The organism is Teichococcus vastitatis (genome assembly GCF_003604215.1).
Classification (GTDB): Bacteria; Pseudomonadota; Alphaproteobacteria; order Acetobacterales; family Acetobacteraceae; genus Pseudoroseomonas; species Pseudoroseomonas vastitatis.
This window is the reverse complement of the sequence record NZ_QXGS01000010.1, coordinates 23,196-43,488: the sequence shown is the minus strand read 5'-3', so window position 1 is coordinate 43,488 and position 20,293 is coordinate 23,196. Positions and strand designations below refer to the sequence as shown.

Below are 20,293 nucleotides of genomic sequence, written 5' to 3'. Positions count from 1 at the left end.
TCGCTCAACCGAGCGCAGCCCTGCGCACCTCCTCGCGGATGTCGCTCATCAAGCGTGCCTTCATGGCGGCGAATTCCGGGCTGGTCTTCACCATCCAGTCTCGGGGATAGGACAGCGGAACCGACAGTTCCGTCTTGATCCGCCCTGGCCGGGCGGACATCACCAGCACGCGGTTGGCCAGAAATACCGCCTCGTCGATGTCATGCGTAACGAACAGCACGGTTTTGCGCTGCTCCGGCCGGTCCGCGCCCCAAACTTCCAGAAGCAGCTCCTGCATCAATTCGCGGGTCTGGTGATCCAGCGCGCCGAACGGCTCGTCCAGCAACAGGATCTCGGGATCGTTGGCCAGTGCCCGTGCCAGCGCAGTGCGTTGCTGCATGCCGCCCGACAATTGCCGGGGCCAGTGCCGCTCAAAGCCGCGGAGCCCGGTGCGGGCGATAAAGGTCGCCGCGATGTCGCGCGCCTCGGCGGCCGAAGCGCCGCGCTCGCGCGGGCCGAACTCGATGTTCTGCTCCACCGTCAGCCAGGGAAACAGCGTGTAGGACTGAAACACCATGCCGCGCTCACGACCGGGACGGGTCACGCTCTGGCCATTCCAGTGGATGCTGCCGGTGGTGGGGCGGTCCAGCCCGGCCACAATGCGCAGCATGGTGGATTTGCCGCAGCCGGAGGGGCCAAGAATCGACACGAACTCACCCGGCCGCACGTCGAGATCGGTAGGCTGCAGCGCCAGCGTCGGCGCGGCGCGCCCCTGGCCCGGAAAGGACCGGGTCAGTCCCCGGATGCTGAGCCCGTTCACAGCGCCGTCCAACGGAACAGGCGCCGGTTCAGGCTCTTGAACAGGTAATCCGTGACCAGTCCGATCACGCCGATCACGACGATGCCGAAGATCATCTGCCCGGTGTCCAGCAGGCGCTGGCTGTCCATGATCATGTGGCCGATGCCGCTCTGGGCGCCGATCAACTCGGCCACGATAACGTAGGTCCAGGCCCATCCGAGCACGAGGCGAAGCGCCTCCATCACCTGCGGCGCGGCGGCCGGGATGATGACCCGCCGCAGAATGCCGCGACCGCGCGATCCGAGTGTATACGCAGCTTCCACCAGATCCATGCGCGTGCCGCCGGCGATCACCGCGACCATGATCACGATCTGAAACACCGAGCCGAGGATGATGACTGCCAGTTTCTGCGCCTCGCCGACGCCCGCCCACAGGATCAGCAGGGGAATAAAGGCGGAGGCCGGAAGGTACCGGGCGAAGGATATAAACGGCTCAAAGAAAGCCTCGATGCCTTTGTAGGCACCCATCAACAGGCCCAGAGGAACGGCGATGGCTGCCGCGATCAGGAAGCCGCCGAGGACGCGCCACACCGTCATGCCGATGTCGCCGATGAAGTTGTACTCGGCGAACAGCGACCAGCCGGCGGACAGGGCCCGCAACGGGGAGGCCAGAAACAGCGGCTGCACCAACCCGCTGCCGGTGACCCACGCCCAGGTGCCCAGAAACACGACGAAGAAGGCGATGCCGAGTGCGACGCGGGCAAGGGGAGAGATGGGCTTCAAGGGTTCCAAGGATTCGCCGCCCGACTGATTGCGGCAACCATTCTGCCGTAACCCGCGGAGCATGCCACCTCCTGACAAGCTTTCGTCCGTCATGCACAGCCCGTCGCGATCAGGATACAACTATGAGATGAAATTACTCGTGGATTACTTACCAATCATGATAGGAGATACCCCTTACCCGGAGAAGAAGAACTCCTCTGCATGACAATGCGTGACAAGCGAGCTATTGCTGGCCTGATGCTGCTGGGTGCGGTCCTGGCGCCCGAACAAGGGCGGGCCGCAGAGGCTTATTAAGCCACACTGACGGTGGACGGCCAGACCTACACCCGCAGCTTCTCCAGCATCGATGCGGCGTTGGATGTGCTGCGTCGCGGCGACATCCGCAGCATCGCGCCGAACTACACCGCGGCCTCACAAGTCACGGCTCAGGTCAGCATCCGTGGCGTGCCGGCCACCGTCACGCGCCAGGCCGGCAGCAACGCGCTCGTGCTGACGGTGCCGGGCGCCGGGCTGCAGCGGACCTTCGATGGCGCCACCGCGGCCGAAGCGGCCGGCCAGCTCGCCGCCTTCGCCACGGGCGAAGTCGCCTCGGACGAACTGCGCAGCATCTATGACGCCATCGTGGCCACCAGCACGATCGATCCCGTGGCCGGCAATCCATCCTCGCTCCAGGGGCAGTCGGTGATCGCGGATTACGCCGCTGGTACGGCGTTGCCGGGCGATACCGGCCGGTTGGACAGCCGCGAAGCCGGCTGGCATTTCGCGGCCGGCCTGAGCTTCACGGACCAGCAGGCGGAGGATTTCGATACCCAGGCCTACAGCCTGCCGCTGGCGGTGTCCTACGCTTTCCGCCAGGACGGACCTGAACTGTTCTTGAGCGTGCCCCTGATGCTGACCGACAGCGCCGGCGCCCAGTCCTATATCGGCTCCGCCGGTCTTGGCCTGCGCATTCCGGTAGTGGTGACGCCCGAACTCCGTTGGGCGCTGACTCCGGCGGTGCGCGCCGGCGCGGCAGGCTCCTCGGAGGTCGGCTCGGTCGGGTCGGCCTATGGTGCTTCGCTGACCAGCGACCTGCGCGTCGGCCTGCCAGCCGGGCTGGTGCTCGGCATCGGCAACACGGTGGGCTATTACGAAACCAAGCCGGTGAAGGTCGGCGATTACGACCTCCGCTACGACCTGCAGAACGCCTATTACCGCAATGGTGCCTGGATCTCACGCCCCTTCGGCACGGTGGGCGGCCTGCCGCTGTTGCTGGGTGCGTCCTTCACCGACACCCGTCTGGCGGGAGATGATCTGGCGGTCAGCTCCTGGCAGGAATACGGCATCAGCGCCACGATGGGCGCAACTTCTCCGGCGCGCCTGACCCTGACCTACCTGGATGGCCGGCGCGGGTATGACGCGCTGCACGTCGGCCTGTCCTTCGCCTTCTGACGGAAGCACGCCTGCCCGGCGGGACGGCCGGGCAGGTGCCGTTCAGGCGAGAAAGCCGGGGTTCAGCAGCTTGCCGAGATCCGGCGACTGCCGGACCACCCCGGCTTCACGCTGCACATCCAGCGCCTTGTTCATGAAGGCGGGCAGCCCCTCCGCCACATAGGACCGGTTCTTGCCGGCATCCATCCACTCGATAAAGGCTGCGCTGGCCTTGAACGCCTCGGCGGACTGGTTCACGCGCTTGCCCATGATCTCAAAGGATCGATCGGGTTCGCGCTCGATCATGGCCAGCGCATCGAACCAGCTCTTCACCACCGCCTGCACGGCCGCGCCGTTCTGCGCCACGAAATCCGGCGAGAAGGCCAGCGTATCGACCACGCAGGCATGGTCGAGGGTGGTGGCCAGGATCCTGCCTTTGTCGGCGCCCATGCTGCGCACTTGCGACAGATAAGGCTCGTAGGTGGAGCAGGCATCGAACTGGCCGGCCACGAAGGCCTGGGCCGCCGGTTGTGGCGCCAGCGCTGCGGTTCGAACATCGCGGACCGAGAGGCCGTTCTCCCGCAACATGTAGGCCAGCACGAAATAAGGGGTGGTGCCGGCACCATCCACCGCTACGGTCTTGCCCTTCAGCCCGGCCCAGTCCGCGATCGAGGGCCGCACTGCCACGCCATCGCCGCCGCGTGAGCGGTCGAGCACCAGCACCTGCACCAGCGGCATGGTGCTGCCCCACAGGATCATGGTGTCCACCGTGGTCACCACGCAGTTCAGCGCCCCGGCGGCGAGGGCGAGGTTGCGCTCGCGCTGCGGCACAAAGCGGGTTTCCACTTCGACGCCATTGGCCTTGAACAGCCCGGCCTGCTCGGCCAGCGTGAGCGGCGCGAAGCCGGTCCAGCCCGACATTCCGATGGTGATCCTAGGCATTGCCTGGGCGCGAAGCAGGGTCGGCATGGCGAGCGCGCCTGCGGCGGCCCCCAGAAAAAGGCGGCGTTGCATGGATCGGATCTCCTCAGGAGCCTGGCGGCTTTCTCCCGGCGCAGCGTAATCCGCGTCCGGCAATGCGGAAAGCGGCGGGCGTCAACGGTTTCTTCAACGGTGCGGAACGAGAATGCGGCATCCAGAAGGAACCGATCCCTCCATGTCCGACAACGCCCTGCGTCCCGACCATCTGCTGGTGATCGACCCGCGAGTGACAGGCTGGCCGTCCCACCTGATCGCCGCCGGCCCCAACGCGGCGGTACTGATCCTGGATCACAATCGGGACGGGCTGCAGCAGGTGAACGACGTTGCCGCGAACTACGCGCCTTTGACGGGGATCACCCTGGTTGGCCATGGCAGCCCGGGCTTGCTGCTGCTGGGCCATAGCGTGCTGGATGCCACGTCCCTGTCGCCTGCCGGCAATGCCCTGCACAGGCTTGGTGCCAGCTTGGCGGATGCGGCGCGCATCCACATCCTGGGCTTGCCCGGGGCCGGCGTGTCGGGCCGCTACCTGGCGCACCGATTGGCCCATGCCATCGGCCGTACCGTGGTCACCGAACACCTGCACAAGCGACCGGCGCTGCTGCCATCCGCCCGTATCGCGGCGCCCGCGCCGCTGGCGGGCGGGGCGCCGCCCCGGCTGAGTCTGGTCACCGGCAACGCCTGACGCGCGCTCAGGCGTCCAGCGCTTCCACTTCCAGCCGCGCAGCATTCTCCTGGATGAAGCGGAAGCGCAGCTCGGGCTTGCGGCCCATCAGGGCCTCGATGAGCTCCGAGGTCGCGGCACGCTCCTCAGGGGGCAGCACCACCCTCAGCAGGGTTCGCTTGCGCGGATCCATGGTGGTTTCCTTGAGGGAGGCGGGCGGCATCTCCCCCAGCCCCTTGAACCGGCTGACCTCGACCCGCTGATTGGGCTTGAAGGCCCGTTTCAGCAGCTTCTCCCGCTCCGAATCGTCCATGGCGTAGAGCGTCTTGCCGGCCGTCGCGAGGCGGTACAACGGCGGCTGCGCCAGATAAACCCGGCCCTGCCGCACCAGCTCCGGCAATTCCTTGTAGAAGAAGGTCATCAGCAAGGCGGCGATATGGGCGCCATCGACGTCGGCATCGGTCATGATCACGATCCGGCCGTAGCGGAGGCGCTTGGCCTCGAAGCGGTCACCGGCGCCGCAGCCCAGCGCCTCGATCAGATCCTTCAGCTCCTGGTTCTGCCGCAGCTTATCGGCGGAAGCCGAGGCGACGTTCAGGATCTTGCCCCGCAGCGGCAGTACGGCCTGGGTTTCGCGGTCCCGGGCCTGTTTGGCGGAGCCGCCAGCCGAATCGCCCTCCACGAGGAACAGTTCGGTGCCTTCGGCCGATTCGCGCGAGCAATCCGCCAATTTGCCCGGCAGGCGAAGGCGCCGCGTCGCCGTCTTGCGCGGCGTGTCCTTCTGTTCCCGGCGCCGGATGCGGTCCTCTGCCCGCTCAACGGCATAGGCCAGCAGGTTGTCCGCATTGGCGGGATCCCCGGCGAGCCAATGATCGAATTGATCGCGCAGGCCGGTTTCCACCAGCCGTGCCGCTTCGGGGCTGGTCAGCTTGTCCTTGGTCTGGCCCTGGAACTGCGGCTCACGGATGAACACCGACAGCATGCCGGCCAGGCCGCCGAACACGTCCTCGGCGGTGATGTTGGCCGCGCGGCGCTCCTTCTTCAACTCGCCATAGGCTCGCAGGCCCTTCACAAGGGCGCTGCGCAGGCCGGCCTCGTGGGTGCCGCCCTGGGGCGTTGGGATGGTGTTGGCGTAGGTGTGCAGGAAGCCGTCGCCCTGCTCGAGCCAGGTGACCGCCCATTCGGCCCTGCCGGCCGATTGCGGAAAGTTGGTCTCGCCGGCCCAGGGCGCCGGGATCACGGCGCTGCGGCCCTCGATCGCCACGGCCAGGAAGTCCGACAGGCCGCCCGGGAAGTGCAGCACCGCCTGGGACGGGATTTCGGCTTCCTGACCCTTGGGCACCAGGGCAGGGTCACAGGACCAGCGGATCTCGACGCCGCGGAACAGATAGGCCTTGGAGCGACAAAGCCGGAACAGCCGGGCGGCGGAGAACTGCAACTCGCCGAAGATCTCGGGATCCGGCCGGAAGCGAATGGTTGTGCCGCGCCGGTTGTGGATGGTGCCAGCGTTCTTCAGCTTGCCCAGGGACTTGCCGCGGGAATAGGCCTGGGTGAACAGCGTGCGGTCGCGCGCCACCTCGACCTCCAGGCGCTCCGACAGCGCATTCACCACCGAGGAGCCGACGCCGTGCAGGCCGCCCGAGGTGTCGTATGCCTTGCCGGAAAACTTGCCACCGGAGTGGAGGGTGGTGAGGATCACCTCCAGCGCCGAAAGCTTGGGAAATTTCGGGTGAGGGTCGGTGGGAATGCCGCGGCCATTGTCTCGGATGGTGAGCCAGTTCTGCGGCTCCAGCGTCACCTCGATCCGATCGGCGTGGCCGGCCACTGCCTCGTCCATGGCATTGTCCAGGACTTCCGCGGCCAAATGGTGCAGGGCGTTCTCGTCGGTGCCGCCGATATACATGCCAGGACGGCGGCGGACAGGCTCCAGCCCCTCCAGGACCTCGATGTCCTTGGCAGAATAGGATGCGGCGGTTTCCGCCTTGCCGGGCTGCGCCTTGCTGCCACGGCCGCCAAACAGATCGTTCATGTCTTGTTCACACCTTCGCCGTGCAACCTAGCGAAGGCGGTGCCTGCGCCGCAACCCCATCGGAGATGTGCGACGCAGGGGGATGCCTACTTATCGAGGTGCGATTCCAGCATCCACAGCTTCTTGTCCAGGTCGCGCGACACTCCGGTCAGCAGGTCCGCCGTGTCGGCATCGCCGGAATCATCCGTGCTGTCGATGCCTTCGCGAACCGACTTCGCCAGGTTGGAGAAGCGGTCCGCCAGTTCGCGGACATGGTCCAGCGTGTAGACGGTGGACTGCGAGTAGGGCGTCAGGCGCGACTTCTCGGCGACCAGTTGGCTGGTGCCGTCCGGCGTGCCGCCCAGCTGCACCAGACGCTCCGCGACCTCGTCCCCGGTGGCGAAGAGGTCATTGTAGAAGGTTTCCAGCATCTCGTGCAGGCCGATGAAGTTCGGGCCGCGCAGCGTCCAGTGCGCCATGCGAACAGCGTTGGTCAGATCGATCATGTCGACCAGCGTGCCGTTCAGTACCGTGATGGAAACCTTCTTGGCGTTCTCGCCCAAATCATTTCGGGTGGGACGCAGGGCCATCTTCTATCTCCTCGGAACCGTGACCAGACATCGCGGACCGTGGGGTGGCAAGACCGCAACCCGGCGGTGCGCGAAAACTGCTGGATTAGCGCATGGCCTTCCGGGCGGTTTCACCGCAAGCGTGACTTTCGCCGCGCTTCGCGACATCAGTAGCCCGTTGCCGAGCCGCGCATCAGGGCCACGACGCAGGCCTCGAAGCCCTGCAGGTCACTCCAGCGGAGGGTGGGCGGCAGGTCCCGGGCCACGAACACGCCGCCTGCCGCCAGGATGCCGCCGTCGATCATCAGATTATCGTGGCAGCCGAAATCCTCCAGGCTCAGCCCCTCGCCATCGGTCCATCCCGCAGCCGTTTCGCGCGCAGAGGCTCCCAGGATTTCGCGGGTCCGGGCGGCGAAGTCGCGGGCATCATTGGTGTAGCCGGCGATCGGCCGACCCAACCCGCGCATCAGACCGAGCTCATAGATGGTTCCGGCATCCGCCGATGGGCCGCGGAATGGCGTCAGATTGGCGATCAGGCCGTCGCAGCCGCGGATATGGGCCTCGTTGCGCAGCGAGATCTCCAGAAAGCGCGTCGCGGCGGCATCGGCAGCCGCGTCCTCGACCGGATCGGTCGGAAACACGCCAACGGCACCATGACGATCGCAAATCTTCTTCTTGGCCGCGGCCATGGCGGTGGCGTCGGGCAGGAAAACATCGGGACCAGCGAGATAGATGCGCATGCTTCGCAATCTGCCCCGACGCGGCCGGAAAGCCCAGCCTCAGGCGTTCAACCCGTGCTGGCGACCAGGCTGGGAAGCTGCCTCAGATCGCCGACGAAGCGGTCGCGCCAGCGCTCAAGGCTGTTGTGGCGCATCACGCGCAGCATGGCGGCGTGGCGTTCGCGTCGCTCCTCCACCGCCATGCCGAGCGCCTGTTTCAGCGCCATGGCCATACCGGCCTCGTCATGCGGGTTGACGAGGAGGGCGGCATCCAGTTCGCGGGCGGCGCCGGCGAATTGCGACAGCACCAGCACGCCGGGATCCTCCGGGTTCTGCGCCGCCGCATACTCCTTGGCGACCAGATTCATGCCGTCCCGCAGCGGCGTCACCAGCCCGACCTGCGCGGCGGCGTAGAGCGGCATCAACTGCCGGCGCGGGAAGGAACGATTAAGGTAGCGCAGCGGCGTCCAATCCAGCTCGGCGAAGCGCCCATTGATGCGACCGGCTTCCCCCTCCAATTCGCGCCGGATGGCTTGGTAGGCCTCGACATCGGACCGGGATGGCGGCGCGATCTGCAGGTATTCGACGCGGCGGTGCCAATCCGGCTGCTCCGCCAGGAAGCGCTCATAGGCGGCGAAACGCTGCCGCAGCCCCTTGGAATAATCCAGCCTCTCGACGCTCATCACCAGGGCACGGCCGCCGAGACCCGCCCGCAATGCGGTCAGGTGGGGGGCGTCGGCCAGGGCGGCCTCCGCGCGAATGGCGTCGACATCGACCCCGATGGGATAGACCCCGGTGCGCAGGCTCCGGCCGAAGGCCTGCAGGGTACCGTCCGGAAGCTCCTGGCCCTCCGCCTCCTGCCGCAGGTAATCCGCGAAGGCGCGGCGGTCCGCCTCGGTCTGGAAGCCGATCAGGTCATATTGGCACAGTGCCCGCATCAACTCCGCATGCACCGGGATGGTGGTCAGCACGGCAGGCGCCGGAAAGGGAATGTGCAGGAACAACCCGATGCGGTTGCGAAGCCCGAGTTCCCGCAGGCCAGCCGCCAGCCCCATCAGGTGGTAGTCATGCGCCCAGATCACGTCGCCCGGTGTCACCAGCGCCGCAAGATGGCGGGCGAAGTGCCGGTTGACCCGCCGGTAGCCCTCGAATTCCCGGCGCTCGAACCGGGCCAGGCCGGTCTGGTAGTGCAGGGTGGGCCACAACGTGCCGTTGGCGAAGCCCCGATAATAGTCGTTGTAGTCGCGCTGGGTGAGATCGGTGGTGTACAGCGTCACGGGTCCGCTGCGCGCCACCGCGGGGGGCAGGCCGGGCGCCAGGCTGTCGGGCGGCACCACGGCATCGGGCACCGTTTGCCCGGACCATCCGAACCACAACCCGCCGGAATGCCGCAGCGCATCCATCACGCCGGCGGCCAGACCACCGGCCGTGGCCTCACCCTCATTGATCGGGGCCACCCGGTTGGACACCACCACCAGTCTCGACATCGGGGCCGTTCCTTCTAGGCTGCCTCCGGCAGGTGCGGCTCCAGGCCACCCTGCTGCTGGCGCAGCATTGCGCGATACGGTCCGCAGCGGCTGGCCAGCTCGGCCGGCGTGCCGTCCTCCACGATCCGGCCCTGATCCAGCACGATGATTCTGTCGAAATTTTGCAGGGTGGAGAGCCGGTGCGCCACGGCGATCACGGTGCGATCGCGCACCAGCTCCGCCAAGCCGTCGCGCACCGCCCGCTCGCTGTCGCTGTCCAGCGCGCTGGTGGCCTCGTCCAGCAACAGGATCGGCGCCGGGCTGAGCAGGGCCCGCGCAATGGCCAAGCGCTGGCGCTGCCCGCCCGACAGCTTGACGCCGCGATTGCCCACCACCGTGTCCAGCCCGTCCGGAAGTTCGTCGATCATGGCGCCGCACTGCGCCAGCCGGGCGGCGCGGCGGATCTCCTCGAGGGAGGCCTCCGGCCGGGCATAGCGGATATTCTCGATAACCGAGCGATGGAACAGGGCGGTGTCCTGCGGCACCACCGCCAATGCATGGTGCAGGCTGTCCAGCGTGACGGCGGCGAGATCCTGGCCGTCGATCAGGATGCGGCCTCCGGTCGGCTCATGAAAGCGCTGCAGCAGTGCCAGCAGGGTCGATTTGCCCGAGCCGGAGGGGCCGATGATGCCCAGCTTCTGCCCCGAGGGAACCACCAGATCAAGGTTCCGGAGCACCGGCATGCGGTCCGGATAGGCGAAGCAGACGCCCTGCACATGGATGCCGCCGGCCCCGGGCTTCAGCGGAACGGCACCAGGACGGTCCCGGAGGCCGTGCGGCACCAGCAGGGCCCGCAACGCCTCCTCCAGCCGGGCGGAAAGCTGTGTGAACTCCACCAGGGCGACGGCCAGGTCGCGCGTCGCGTTGAGGATGGTCAGGGACAACGTTGCCAGCAGCGCCACGTCCCCCACCGAGGCGCGGCCCTGGCGCCAGAGCCAGAGCCCGGCCGCCAGCGTTGCGGCCACCAGCAGGACGGTGAGCACGGCATGGATCAGGCGCAGCCATTCCATCGACCACAGACTGCGACGATGCGCCGAGATCTCGTCCTCCACCGCCGCGGCGATGCGCCGCCGTTCCCGCATGGTGGCGCCGAAGACGCGCACCATGGCGATGTTGCCGACCACATCGACGGTGTCGCCGTCCAGGGCCGCGGCGCGCTGCGCATGCAGGCGGTGCAGCGGCGCGGTGCGGCGCGCCATGCGGAACATCACCCATCCGATGCACAGGGCGCTGCCGACGAGGCAGGCTGCCAGCCCGACATGCACATGGGCGGTGATGGCGATGGCACCCAGGCCGGCGGCCGCCGGCGGCAGCACGCCCCAGGCCAGGATGTTGCCGATTCCGAACGACGATACGGCGGTGGTGGAAACGCGCGCGGCGAGCGCTCCCGGCAGGCGGTCGGCGAAGAAGGCCGGGCTGTGGCCGAGCAGATGGGCGAACAGCGCTTCCCGGATCTGGCCGGCCGTGGCGGTGAAGCCGTGCGTGGCTGCGTAGCCGGCGGCCCGCCACAACAGGTTGTCGGCGGCGATGAAGCCGCACAGCACCAGGAAGGCATGCCATACCGCCGCCGATGGGGCGGCCGCTGGCCCCGCCGCGATCAGGTCGATCAACTGCTTCAACCCGTATTGCGCACCCACGCCGCACAGCACGGCGACCAGTACGCCCGCGAACACCGCGGCATGGGTGGCGAGGCGCGGCTTGGCATGGTGCAGCAGGAAGCGCCAGGGCGATGGCGTGGCGGTGTCAACCGCAGTCATGCCAGCCTCGCTTTCGCCATATTCAAATCCTATCTTGTTGACTGACAGAGCTGGAAACAAGTTGAGCCGTGATCAAGACCGGTTCCTTGCAAGTAGTGGCACCAGCTTGCTTGTGAAGAGGGATTGTTTTGATGCGTATCGCGCAAATCGCGCCATTGTTTGAAGCCGTCCCGCCGAAGTTATATGGTGGCACGGAGCGCGTTGTTTCATCCTTGACTGAGGAATTGGTGGCCATGGGCCACGACGTGACGTTGTTCGCCAGCGGCGATTCCGTCACGGCAGCCAAACTGGCCGCGATGCGCGAACAGGCGCTCCGGCTTGATCCCACGGTCAAGGACTGGGTGGCGCATTACCACCGGATGGTGGAGATGGTGGCGCGTCGCGCCGGCGAGTTCGATATCATCCACTCCCACATCGACTATTTTCCGCTGGGTCTGCTGGAGCGGCAGAACACGCCATTCCTGACGACCCTGCACGGGCGGCTCGACCTGCCCGAATTCAAGATGATCTACGAGACCTACGGACGGACGCCATTCGTCTCGATTTCGGATCATCAGCGCAAGCCGATCCCTTCCCTGAACTGGGTGCGCACCGTGCTGCACGGGATGCCCAGGGACCGCCTGACGCCGCAGCCGGTGGAGCAGTCCTATTTCGCTTTTCTGGGCCGGGTCTCGCCCGAGAAGGGGCTGGACAAGGCCATCCGCATCGCGGCCCGCGCGGGCGTGAAGCTGAAGGTCGCGGCCAAGATCGACGCCGCCGATCGCGCTTATTACGACCGCGAGATCGCGCCCCTGATCAGCCAGGGGCATGTGGAGTATGTGGGCGAGATCAATGACAGCCAGAAGCCCGGCTTCCTGTCCGGCGCGCATGGCCTGCTGTTCCCGATCGATTGGCCGGAGCCGTTCGGCTTGGTCATGATAGAGGCGATGGCCTGCGGCACCCCGGTGATCGCCTTTGAGCGCGGTTCGGTACCCGAAGTCATGGAGGACGGGCTGACCGGTTTCGTGGTGAATAACGAGGATGAGGCCGTGGCGGCCGTGGCACGCATCCCGGACCTGGATCGCGCCCAGGTGCGGACCCGGTTCGAGCAGCGCTTCACCGCCCGCCGCATGGCGGAAGACTATGTGTCGGTGTACCAGGACCTGATCGCCGCCAGGGGCAAGCCGCAGCTGCGCGCCGTCGCCGGCTGATCCAGGCTCTGTTCCGCCGCTGCTGGCCTCCGGGCCGGCGGCGGCTTTTTCATGGCTTCAGGCCGGAGCCCCGGCGGTCTGGCCGCGGCGGATCATCACCGACAACCCGGCTGCGACGAGGCCGGTGCTGCCGGCCAGCAGGAACATGGTGAGATAGTCGCCCTGGCTGTCCCGCAGCGCCCCGCCCAGATAGGCGGCGCTGGCGGCGCCCATCTGGTGGCCGGCCGCGATCCAGCCGAACACCACCGGGGCATCGCGCTCGCCGAAGGCCTCTGTGGCCAGGCGCAGCGTCGGCGGCACGGTGGCAATCCAATCGAGTCCGTAGAACACGGCGAATACCGCCAGGCTGTAATACGAGAAATCAGAGAAGGGCAGGTAGATCAGCGACAGCCCGCGCAGCGCGTAATACAGGAACAGCAGCTTGCGGGGATCGTAGCGGTCGGTCAGCCAGCCGGACAGCGTCGTGCCCACCAAGTCGAAGATGCCCATCACCATGAGCAGCCCGGCCGCCTGCACCGCCGGAATGCCCATGTCGCCGCACAGGGCGATCAGATGCGTGCCGACCAAACCGTTGGTGGTGAAGCCGCAGATAAAAAAAGTTGCGAACAGGTACCAGAAGCTGCGCGTCCGTGCCGCCCGCTTCAGCGTCCCAATGGCTGCCGAGACCATGCCGGCGTGCGGCGCCTCGACCGGTGCCGTGGTGGCGCCGTAGGGCAGAAGCCCGACCGCGGCCGGACGTTCCGGCAACAGCAGCCAGACCACCGGGATCATCGCCGCCAACACCAAGGCTACGGCGATCACCACCGGTTGCCAGCCGCCAGTCTGCGACAGCCAAGCCAGCACCGGCAGGAAAACCAGGGTCCCGGTGGCGGTGCTGGCCGTCAGCAGGCCCATCATCAGGCTGCGGTTGCGGACAAACCAGCGATTCACGATGGTGGCCGCGAGCACCAGCGCCACGGCGCCGGAGCCCAGGCCCGAAAACACGCCCCAGCTCAGTATCAGGTGCCAGGGCTCGCTCATGAAGGCGCTGACCGCCGCCGACGCGGACATCAGTGCTAATGCGCCGAGCACGGTGCGCCGCAGGCCCAGCGTGTTCATCAGCGCCGCCGCAAACGGCCCGACCATGCCGTACAGGAAGATACCGATGCCGGCCGAAAGGGCGGTGGTGCTGCGGCCCCAGCCGAAATGCTCCTCCAGCGGCAGGATCAGCACTCCGGGTGCCGAGCGCGCTCCGGCCGCCGCCAGCAAGGTGAGAAAGATCGCCGCCACCACGACGAAGGCATAGTTCTGGCCAAACAGCCTCGGACGGACTATGTTCATGTTACTGACCGGTACGTTTCATCGGCACCTTACGTACCGATCTGTAACAGGGTCAAGAAGCAATCCATGGACGATGCGGACGGCATCAAGCCACCCCGTGCCGCCGCCCGCATCCGGGAAACGGCGCGTGACCTGTTCTACAAGCGGGGTATCCGCGCCGTGGGCGTCGATGAGATCGTGGCCAAGGCCGGGGTCACGAAGCCCAGCCTGTACCGCAGCTTCTCGTCCAAGGATGAGCTAGCCGCCTGCTATCTGCGCGACTACGAAGCGCTGTTCTGGTCCCGCTTTGAGGAGGCAGTGGCGGCGCACCCGGGCGATTCGGAGGCGCAGCTGCTGTTGTTTCTGTCGAGGCTGGGCGAGCGGGCCGAGCGGGAGGGCTATCGCGGCTGTGGCCTGACCAATGCCGTGGTCGAGTATCCGGCGCCAGGACACCCGGCCCGCCGGGTCTCGGAAGACCACAAGCGCGCGCTGAGGATGCGGCTGTGGGATATGGCGGCCGGCATGGACGTGCTGGAGCCGGAAGCGCTGGCCGATGCCCTGCTGCTGCTGATCGAAGGCTGTTTCGCCTCCGGTCAAATCTTCGGTGCCGACGGCCCGGCCCGGCAGGTGGCCGATGCGGCCCGCCGCCTGATCCGGGCCCATCGGCAGCCTGGCTGAAGTCCGGGTTCAGCCCACCGGATGCAGCGGCGCTGCGCCGCGGATCAGCACGGCATCGAGGTTGTCCAGGCAGCGGAAGCCCATCGCGTCCCGGGTTTCCACCGTGGCACTGCCGAGATGCGGCAGCAGCACCAGGTTCGGCGTCGTGTAGTAGCCCTCGAAGATCGTCGGCTCGCCGGCGAACACGTCAAGTCCGGCCGCGCGCAGGTGGCCATTCTGCAACGCCGCGCAGAGCGCGGCATCATCCACTGTGGTGCCGCGCCCGGTGTTCACCACGATGGCGCCGGGTCGCAGCTGCGCGATGCGGCGCGTATCCAGCCAGTGCCGGGTGGCGGCACCACCGGGGATGTGCATCGACAGCACGTCGATGGCCCCAAGAAACGTGGTGTCATCCTGGTGGTAGGTGGCGCCAGCTTCCTCGGCTTCCGGAAGGCGATTGCGGTTGCGGTAATGCACCTGCATGCCGAAGCCGCGCGCCATGCGCGCCAGCGCCTGCCCGATGCGTCCCATCCCCAGGATGCCCAGTACCTTGTTCTCCAGCGTGACGCCCATCAGCTGGGTTGGCGCCCAGCCGGTCCATTCACGGGCCCGCAGCATGCGCTCCGCCTCGCCGCCGCGGCGGGCCGCGGTGAGGATCAGCAGCATGGCGATCTCGGCGGTGGCGACGCTGAGCACATCCGGCGTGTTGGTGACAACGATGCCGCGCGCCCGGGCGGCGGCGAGATCGATATGGTCGGTGCCAACGCTGAAGGTGGCGATGATCCGCACGCTGTCCGGCAGCGCCCCGATGGTGTCGCCGTCCAGCGCGTCACCGGCGGCGCAGAGGATGCCCTGAACCGTGCCGTCGGCCGCTGCCGCCGCGAGGGCGGGGCCGTCCAGTGGCGTGTCAGCCGGATTCGGCACGGTGATGTAGTCACGTTGCGCCCGGGCCTCGACGGCGTCGGGGAAGCGGCGGGTCAGCAGCAGGGTGGGCTTCGGCATGCAACAACTCCGGGGCCGGGAAGGGACATCGGTGGCGCGGAGGCATGCCGGCGCGCCGCGCCGGGCCTGGCTGTCCTCCTCAGCCATCCGCCAGCTTAGCTGCTCCCGGCCCGGGTGCCAGGGCCAGTATCCGGCCGAAGGTCGGCCGGGGGAGGTTGCCACGGCCGTTGGTTCGGATCACCTTCCGGCAATAAATCCGGCCAAGGGGAATACGCGAATGGATCTGGGTCTGAAGGGGCGCCGCGCCCTGGTGATGGGAGCCTCCAAGGGGCTGGGGCGCTCGGTCGCCGATGCGCTGGCCGAGGAAGGCGTGGCATTGGCCATCTCCGGCCGCAACCAGGACAGCCTCGACCGCGCTGCCGGTGAATTGCAGGCGCTGGGAGCGCCCAAGGCCATCGGCATCGTAGCCGACGTGGCGGAAGGCACGCAGATGGACCGCCTGGCCGATGCCGCCGTCGCGGCGCTCGGCGGCGTGGACATCCTGGTGCTGAACCATGGTGGCCCGCCGACCTGCACGGCGCTGGAGATGAAGCAGGAAGACCTCGTCACCTGGTTCCAGCGCATCGTGCTGTCGCCGATTCGCATCGCCAACCGGCTGTTGCCAGCCATGCAGCAGCAGAAATGGGGCCGGCTGATCACCATCGCCTCCACCGGCGTGGCGCAGCCGCTGCCGGGCTTGGCACTGTCGAACACGCTGCGCTCGGCCATCGTGGGCTGGAACAAGACCCTCGCCAGCGAGGTCGCCGGCGACGGCATCACCTGCAACATCATCGGCCCGGGCGCCTTCAACACCGACCGCACCAAGGAAACCTTGGCTGCCGTCTCGCAGAAGAGCGGCAAGAGCATTGAGGCGCTGGTGGCCGAGCGCTCCGCCACCATCCCGGTCGGCCGCTACGGCGAGCCGCGCGAATTCGGGCCGATGGGCGCCTTCCTGGCCTCCGACAAGGCGGCCTACACCACCGGCCGCGTGCACCTGATCGACGGCGGAGTGGTTCGTGGCGTCTGACGCCGCCGGGCTGCGGCCCAACCTGCAGCCGGATGTGGCGCTCGCCGGGCGCCTGTTCGGCGAGTTGCGGGAGCGGAGCTTCGACGGCGTCGGCATCACCCGGGAGGCTTACGGCCCCGGTGAGCGCATGGCCCATGCGCTCGCCCGGCGGGAAGCGGAGGCGCTGGGGCTGGAGGTCAGTGTCGACCCGGTGGGCAATCTGCACATGACCCTGCCGGGTGCCGACCGGACGGCGAAGCGGGTGCTGCTGGGCAGCCATCTCGATTCGGTGCCAAATGGCGGCAATTTCGACGGCGCCGCCGGCGTGCTGGCCGGTCTCGCGGCGGTGGCGGGTCTGCGCCGGGCGGGCTTCGCCCCGGCGCGCGACATCACCGTGATCGCGACACGGGCCGAGGAGGCGGGCGCCTGGTTCCCGACCTCCTATCCCGGCAGCCGTGGCGCATTGGGGCGGCTGAAGCCGGAGGAATTGCAGGTTCTCCGCCAGGATACCGGCCGTAGCTTGGCGGAGCACATGCGGGAAGAAGGGTTCGATCCCAACTTCGCGGCGCGGGGCGAAGCGGTGGTGACGCCGGCCAACACCGCTGCCTTTCTGGAACTGCATATCGAGCAGGGGCCCGTGCTGGATGCGGAGGCGGTACCGGTCGGCATCGTCACCGGCATTCCTGGCAGCCGCCGCTTGCGGCAGGGGCGGGTACTCGGAGAATACAACCATTCCGGCGGCACGCCGCGCCGCTTCCGCCGCGATGCCGCCATGGCCCTGGCCGAGCTGGCCGTGGCGCTGGACGAGGAATGGGCGCGGCTGGAAACCCTTGGTCACCGGCTGGTCTGCACCTTCTGCACCCTGGCCACCACGGCCGAAGCTGGCTTCACCAAGATCCCGGGCGAGGCGACCTTCATGCTGGACGTGCGCAGCGTGAACCCGGCCAGCGTGGATGCGGTGTTCGCCGAAATCGCCCGGCAGGTGCCGGCGATCGAGGCAAGGCGCGGCGTGCGGTTCGAGCTTGGCCCGGAAACCGGCTCCCTCGCATCGCCCATGGACGCCGGAATCCGCCACAGCCTCGCCGAGGCGGCGACCGCGCTCGGCATTCCTTACCTGGAGATGGCCTCGGGGGGCGGGCATGATGCGGCGGCCTTCGCCGCCGCCGGCATTCCTTCCGCCATGCTGTTCGTGCGCAACCAGAACGGCAGCCACAATCCGCATGAGGCGATGCGGATGGAGGATTTCGCCGCCGGCTGCGCCGTGGTGACCCGCTGGCTTTCCCGGGTGGCGGGCTGATCCGGGCGGGGGAGGCAGCCTCCCCCGCCCGTTCTCACCGCATCGGCGGCGCGTACATCAGTCCGCCCTTGTTCCACAGCGCATTCAGCCCGCGCGGCAGGCCCAGGGCGGAATCCTCGCCCAGGTGGCGCCGGAAGATTTCGCCATAATTGCCGACGGCCTTGATGGCGTTGTACGCCCAGCGCTTGTCGAGGCCCATGGCCGGCCCGTGATCGCCGCTGACACCCAGCAGCCGGCGCACATCCGGGTTGGCGCTGCCCAGCATGCTGTCCACATTGGAGCGGGTGACGCCCAGTTCCTCGGCCAGCACCAGGGCGTGGAAGGTCCAGCGCACGATGTCGAACCATTGCGGATCGCCCTTGCGCACGGCGGGCGTCAGCGGCTCCTTGCTGATGATGTCGGGCAGGATGACGTTCTCGCCTCTCGGCAGACTGGTGATGAAGCCGGCCAGCTGGCTGGCATCCAGCGTATAGGCGTCGCAGCGGCTGGAGATGTAGGCCTTGCGGGTGTCCTCATTGTTCTCGAACACCACGGGGCGGACATCCATTCTGTTGGTGCGGGCCCAGTCGGCGAGGTTCAGCTCGTTGGTGGAGCCGGCGGTGACGCAGATCGCCGCGCCCTCCAGCTGTGCGGCGGCGGTGACGCCACTCGATTTATGCACCAGGAAGCCCTGGCCGTCATAAAAGGCCACCGGGCCGAACTGCAGTCCGGCGTTGATCTCGCGCGAGTGGGTCCAGGTAAAGGTGCGCGCGACCAGATCCACCTGCCCGGATTGCAGCGCCGGAATACGTGCCTGGCTGGTCAGCACGGTCCAGCGGATGCGCGCATCCGGCCCGAGCACGGCGGCGGCGATGGCACGGCAGATATCGGGGTCGAGGCCCTGCTGCTCGCCACGGCTGTCCGGAACTCCGAAGCCCGGGCTGCCCTGATTGGCGCTGCAATCCAGCAATCCCTTCTGCTTCACGGCCGCGAGCGTCGGGCCCGGCGGAGCAGGCTGCGCCCGGATGGACCAGGCAGGCGCGAGAACCATGAGGGTGGCGAGTGCCAGCCGGAAAGTGGAAATCCGCATGTTGGTCTCCGTTGGGATGCACCAACGGTTGCAAGAACGGTGCCGCTGCTGGGCAGGGCCCGGCGGATGAACTATTCCGCCGGGATGAGACAGACCGAGAGCCGCCCCGAGCTTTGGATCGATGCCGATGCCTGCCCCGTGCGGGAGGAGGTGTTCCGCGTTGCGGGACGCATGTCCCTCGTGGTGCATGTGGTGTCCAATGGCGCCCGAGGCATCCGCCTGCCGGAGGCCAACTGGATCCGCCGCGTCATCGTGCCGGAAGGGCCAGATGCCGCCGATGACTGGATCGCCGAGCACATCCGGCGCCACGACGTGTGCATCACCGCCGACATCCCGCTGGCGTCGCGCTGCCTGCAACAGGGCGCACGTGCCCTGGCGCCGAACGGGCGCGTCTGGACCACCGACAACATCGGCAGCGCGCTGGCCGGGCGGGAGGTAGCGCGCCACCTGCGGGAAATCGGCGCCACTACGCGCGGCCCGGCGCCGATGGGTGGCTCCGACCGATCGCGCTTCCTGTCGGCGCTGGAGGCGGAGGTGCAGGCCGCCCTGCGGGCCGCCACCACGCCGGTGATCCGGCTGTGGCGGCCGCTGGACGAAGATTAGGCCGGGACCGGCACATCCGCCGGCAGGTGGCCCGCGGATTTCAGTTCCTGCCAGAAGTCAGCCGGAATGGGCTGCGCCATCAGCGCCACGTTCTGGCGGACGCGGTCGGGATGCTTGGCACCAGGGATCACCGAGGCCACCACCGGGTGCGCGGCACAGAATTGCAGCGCCGCCGCCTTCAGGTCCACCTGGTGCCGCTGCGCGATGGCCGCCATGGCATCGCGTCGCGCCACCAGCTCGGACGGTGCGTCCACGTAGTTGAAGGTGTTGCCGCCGGCCAGCAGACCGGAATTGTACGGCCCGCCGATCACCACATGGGCGCCTCGCTGGGCGCAGAGCGGAAACAACTCCTCCAGCCCGGCGAGGTCGAGCAGGCTGTAACGCCCGGCGAGCAGGAACACGTCCGGATCGGATTGCCTGAGGGCGCGGATGCAGGGCTCGGTCAGATTGACGCCGAGGCCCCAGCCGCGGATCAGCCCTTCCTCGCGCATCCTGATCAACTCGCGGAAGGCGCCGTCGCGGGCCGTGGCGAAGGCTTCCTCCCAGGCGTCGCCCAGGTGGTCGGCGGCCACATCGTGGACGTAGACGATATCGATGCGGCCGATCGCCATGCGCTGCAGGCTGTCCTCCACTGAGCGGCGCGCTGCGGCGGCGGAATAATCCTGCACCCGGCGGAACGGCAGGGCGCTGAGAAAGGGATGGGCGATTTCGCCCGGCAGGTCCGGCACCAGGGTGCGGCCGACCTTGGTGGAGATCACGTATTCGTCGCGCGGCTTGTCGCGCAGCACGGCGCCGAAGCGGTGCTCGGACAGGCCGGCGCCGTAATGCGGCGCGGTGTCGTAGTAGCGCACGCCGCTGTCCCATGCGGCCTGCAGCGTGGCGGCGGCCTCGGCCTCGCTGACCTTCTGGAACATGTCGCCGAGGGGCGCGCCGCCGAAGCCCAGCGGGCCGGGTGGTGCGAAACGTTGCTCTGGCATGCCTGTCTCCTTGTGATGCCGGT

At 67.8% G+C, this 20,293-nt stretch carries 19 protein-coding genes; 7 read left to right on the top strand and 12 right to left on the bottom strand.

All coding sequences use genetic code 11. The features are described 5' to 3' along the window. Positions 1-4: 4 nt before the first annotated feature. On the bottom strand, positions 5-811 hold the full coding sequence (locus D2K64_RS13755; protein ID WP_238384184.1) for an ABC transporter ATP-binding protein: 807 nt from the start codon (positions 809-811) through the stop codon (positions 5-7). Then, complete coding sequence (locus tag D2K64_RS13750) at positions 796-1,560, bottom strand: ABC transporter permease (RefSeq protein WP_238384183.1); 765 nt, start codon at positions 1,558-1,560, stop codon at positions 796-798. Before D2K64_RS13750 ends, D2K64_RS13755 begins: the two co-directional genes overlap by 16 nt. Positions 1,561-1,866: 306 nt before the next feature. On the opposite strand from D2K64_RS13750, the gene D2K64_RS13745 reads away from it, so the two are divergent. Beyond that, positions 1,867-2,991: a hypothetical protein gene (locus D2K64_RS13745; protein WP_120008950.1), complete on the top strand. Its 1,125-nt coding sequence runs from the start codon at positions 1,867-1,869 to the stop codon at positions 2,989-2,991. A 42-nt stretch (positions 2,992-3,033) separates the two neighbouring features. Here the strand turns inward: D2K64_RS13745 and D2K64_RS13740 are convergent, their stop codons facing one another. Next, entirely contained in the window at positions 3,034-3,984 is a 951-nt protein-coding gene (locus D2K64_RS13740) for an ABC transporter substrate-binding protein (RefSeq protein WP_120008949.1), read from the bottom strand. Between the two features lie 142 nt (positions 3,985-4,126). Between D2K64_RS13740 and D2K64_RS13735 the strand changes: the two genes are divergently transcribed. Continuing rightward, positions 4,127-4,633, top strand: coding sequence for a DUF4347 domain-containing protein (locus D2K64_RS13735; protein ID WP_157985838.1), 507 nt, complete (start codon positions 4,127-4,129; stop codon positions 4,631-4,633). A 7-nt stretch (positions 4,634-4,640) separates the two neighbouring features. On the opposite strand, the gene parE is transcribed toward D2K64_RS13735, so the two are convergent. The 5 genes from parE to D2K64_RS13710 all read right to left on the bottom strand — a co-directional run bounded on the left by parE (position 4,641) and on the right by D2K64_RS13710 (position 11,191). Beyond that, entirely contained in the window at positions 4,641-6,641 is a 2,001-nt protein-coding gene (parE, locus tag D2K64_RS13730; RefSeq protein WP_120008947.1) for a DNA topoisomerase IV subunit B, read from the bottom strand. A gap of 86 nt (positions 6,642-6,727) precedes the next feature. Continuing rightward, entirely contained in the window at positions 6,728-7,210 is a 483-nt protein-coding gene (gene dps, locus D2K64_RS13725) for a DNA starvation/stationary phase protection protein Dps (protein ID WP_120008946.1), read from the bottom strand. 146 nt (positions 7,211-7,356) lie between these two features. Continuing rightward, positions 7,357-7,929 (bottom strand): nucleoside 2-deoxyribosyltransferase, encoded by a 573-nt coding sequence (locus D2K64_RS13720; protein WP_120008945.1) that lies wholly within the window; start codon positions 7,927-7,929, stop codon positions 7,357-7,359. A 47-nt stretch (positions 7,930-7,976) separates the two neighbouring features. After that, a complete protein-coding gene (gene otsA, locus D2K64_RS13715; protein ID WP_120008944.1) occupies positions 7,977-9,395 on the bottom strand; it encodes an alpha,alpha-trehalose-phosphate synthase (UDP-forming) in 1,419 nt (472 codons plus the stop codon). Positions 9,396-9,409: 14 nt separating this feature from the next. Then, positions 9,410-11,191, bottom strand: coding sequence for an ABC transporter ATP-binding protein (locus D2K64_RS13710; protein ID WP_120008943.1), 1,782 nt, complete (start codon positions 11,189-11,191; stop codon positions 9,410-9,412). Between the two features lie 131 nt (positions 11,192-11,322). Here D2K64_RS13710 and D2K64_RS13705 point away from each other — a divergent pair, with 131 nt between their 5' ends. Further along, positions 11,323-12,381 (top strand): glycosyltransferase family 4 protein, encoded by a 1,059-nt coding sequence (locus tag D2K64_RS13705; RefSeq protein WP_120008942.1) that lies wholly within the window; start codon positions 11,323-11,325, stop codon positions 12,379-12,381. A gap of 57 nt (positions 12,382-12,438) precedes the next feature. On the opposite strand, the gene D2K64_RS13700 is transcribed toward D2K64_RS13705, so the two are convergent. After that, a complete protein-coding gene (locus D2K64_RS13700; protein WP_120008941.1) occupies positions 12,439-13,701 on the bottom strand; it encodes an MFS transporter in 1,263 nt (420 codons plus the stop codon). A 66-nt stretch (positions 13,702-13,767) separates the two neighbouring features. Here D2K64_RS13700 and D2K64_RS13695 point away from each other — a divergent pair, with 66 nt between their 5' ends. Continuing rightward, positions 13,768-14,358: a TetR/AcrR family transcriptional regulator gene (locus tag D2K64_RS13695; RefSeq protein WP_120008940.1), complete on the top strand. Its 591-nt coding sequence runs from the start codon at positions 13,768-13,770 to the stop codon at positions 14,356-14,358. Positions 14,359-14,367: 9 nt separating this feature from the next. On the opposite strand, the gene D2K64_RS13690 is transcribed toward D2K64_RS13695, so the two are convergent. Next, positions 14,368-15,339 carry a 2-hydroxyacid dehydrogenase gene (locus D2K64_RS13690; protein WP_120008939.1) on the bottom strand — a complete coding sequence of 324 codons (972 nt, stop codon included), beginning with the start codon at positions 15,337-15,339 and terminating at the stop codon, positions 14,368-14,370. A gap of 217 nt (positions 15,340-15,556) precedes the next feature. Between D2K64_RS13690 and D2K64_RS13685 the strand changes: the two genes are divergently transcribed. Continuing rightward, complete coding sequence (locus tag D2K64_RS13685; RefSeq protein ID WP_120008938.1) at positions 15,557-16,345, top strand: SDR family oxidoreductase; 789 nt, start codon at positions 15,557-15,559, stop codon at positions 16,343-16,345. Continuing rightward, positions 16,335-17,621 carry a hydantoinase/carbamoylase family amidase gene (locus tag D2K64_RS13680; RefSeq protein WP_238384182.1) on the top strand — a complete coding sequence of 429 codons (1,287 nt, stop codon included), beginning with the start codon at positions 16,335-16,337 and terminating at the stop codon, positions 17,619-17,621. The genes D2K64_RS13685 and D2K64_RS13680 overlap by 11 nt, the downstream gene beginning before the upstream one ends. A 34-nt stretch (positions 17,622-17,655) precedes the next feature. On the opposite strand, the gene D2K64_RS13675 is transcribed toward D2K64_RS13680, so the two are convergent. Continuing rightward, positions 17,656-18,690, bottom strand: a complete 1,035-nt coding sequence (locus D2K64_RS13675) for an amino acid ABC transporter substrate-binding protein (RefSeq protein WP_120008937.1) — start codon at positions 18,688-18,690, stop codon at positions 17,656-17,658. Between the two features lie 84 nt (positions 18,691-18,774). Between D2K64_RS13675 and D2K64_RS13670 the strand changes: the two genes are divergently transcribed. Beyond that, on the top strand, positions 18,775-19,293 hold the full coding sequence (locus D2K64_RS13670; RefSeq protein ID WP_120009015.1) for a YaiI/YqxD family protein: 519 nt from the start codon (positions 18,775-18,777) through the stop codon (positions 19,291-19,293). On the opposite strand, the gene D2K64_RS13665 is transcribed toward D2K64_RS13670, so the two are convergent. After that, entirely contained in the window at positions 19,290-20,270 is a 981-nt protein-coding gene (locus D2K64_RS13665) for an aldo/keto reductase (protein ID WP_120008936.1), read from the bottom strand. The genes D2K64_RS13670 and D2K64_RS13665 overlap by 4 nt on opposite strands. Positions 20,271-20,293: the final 23 nt, after the last annotated feature.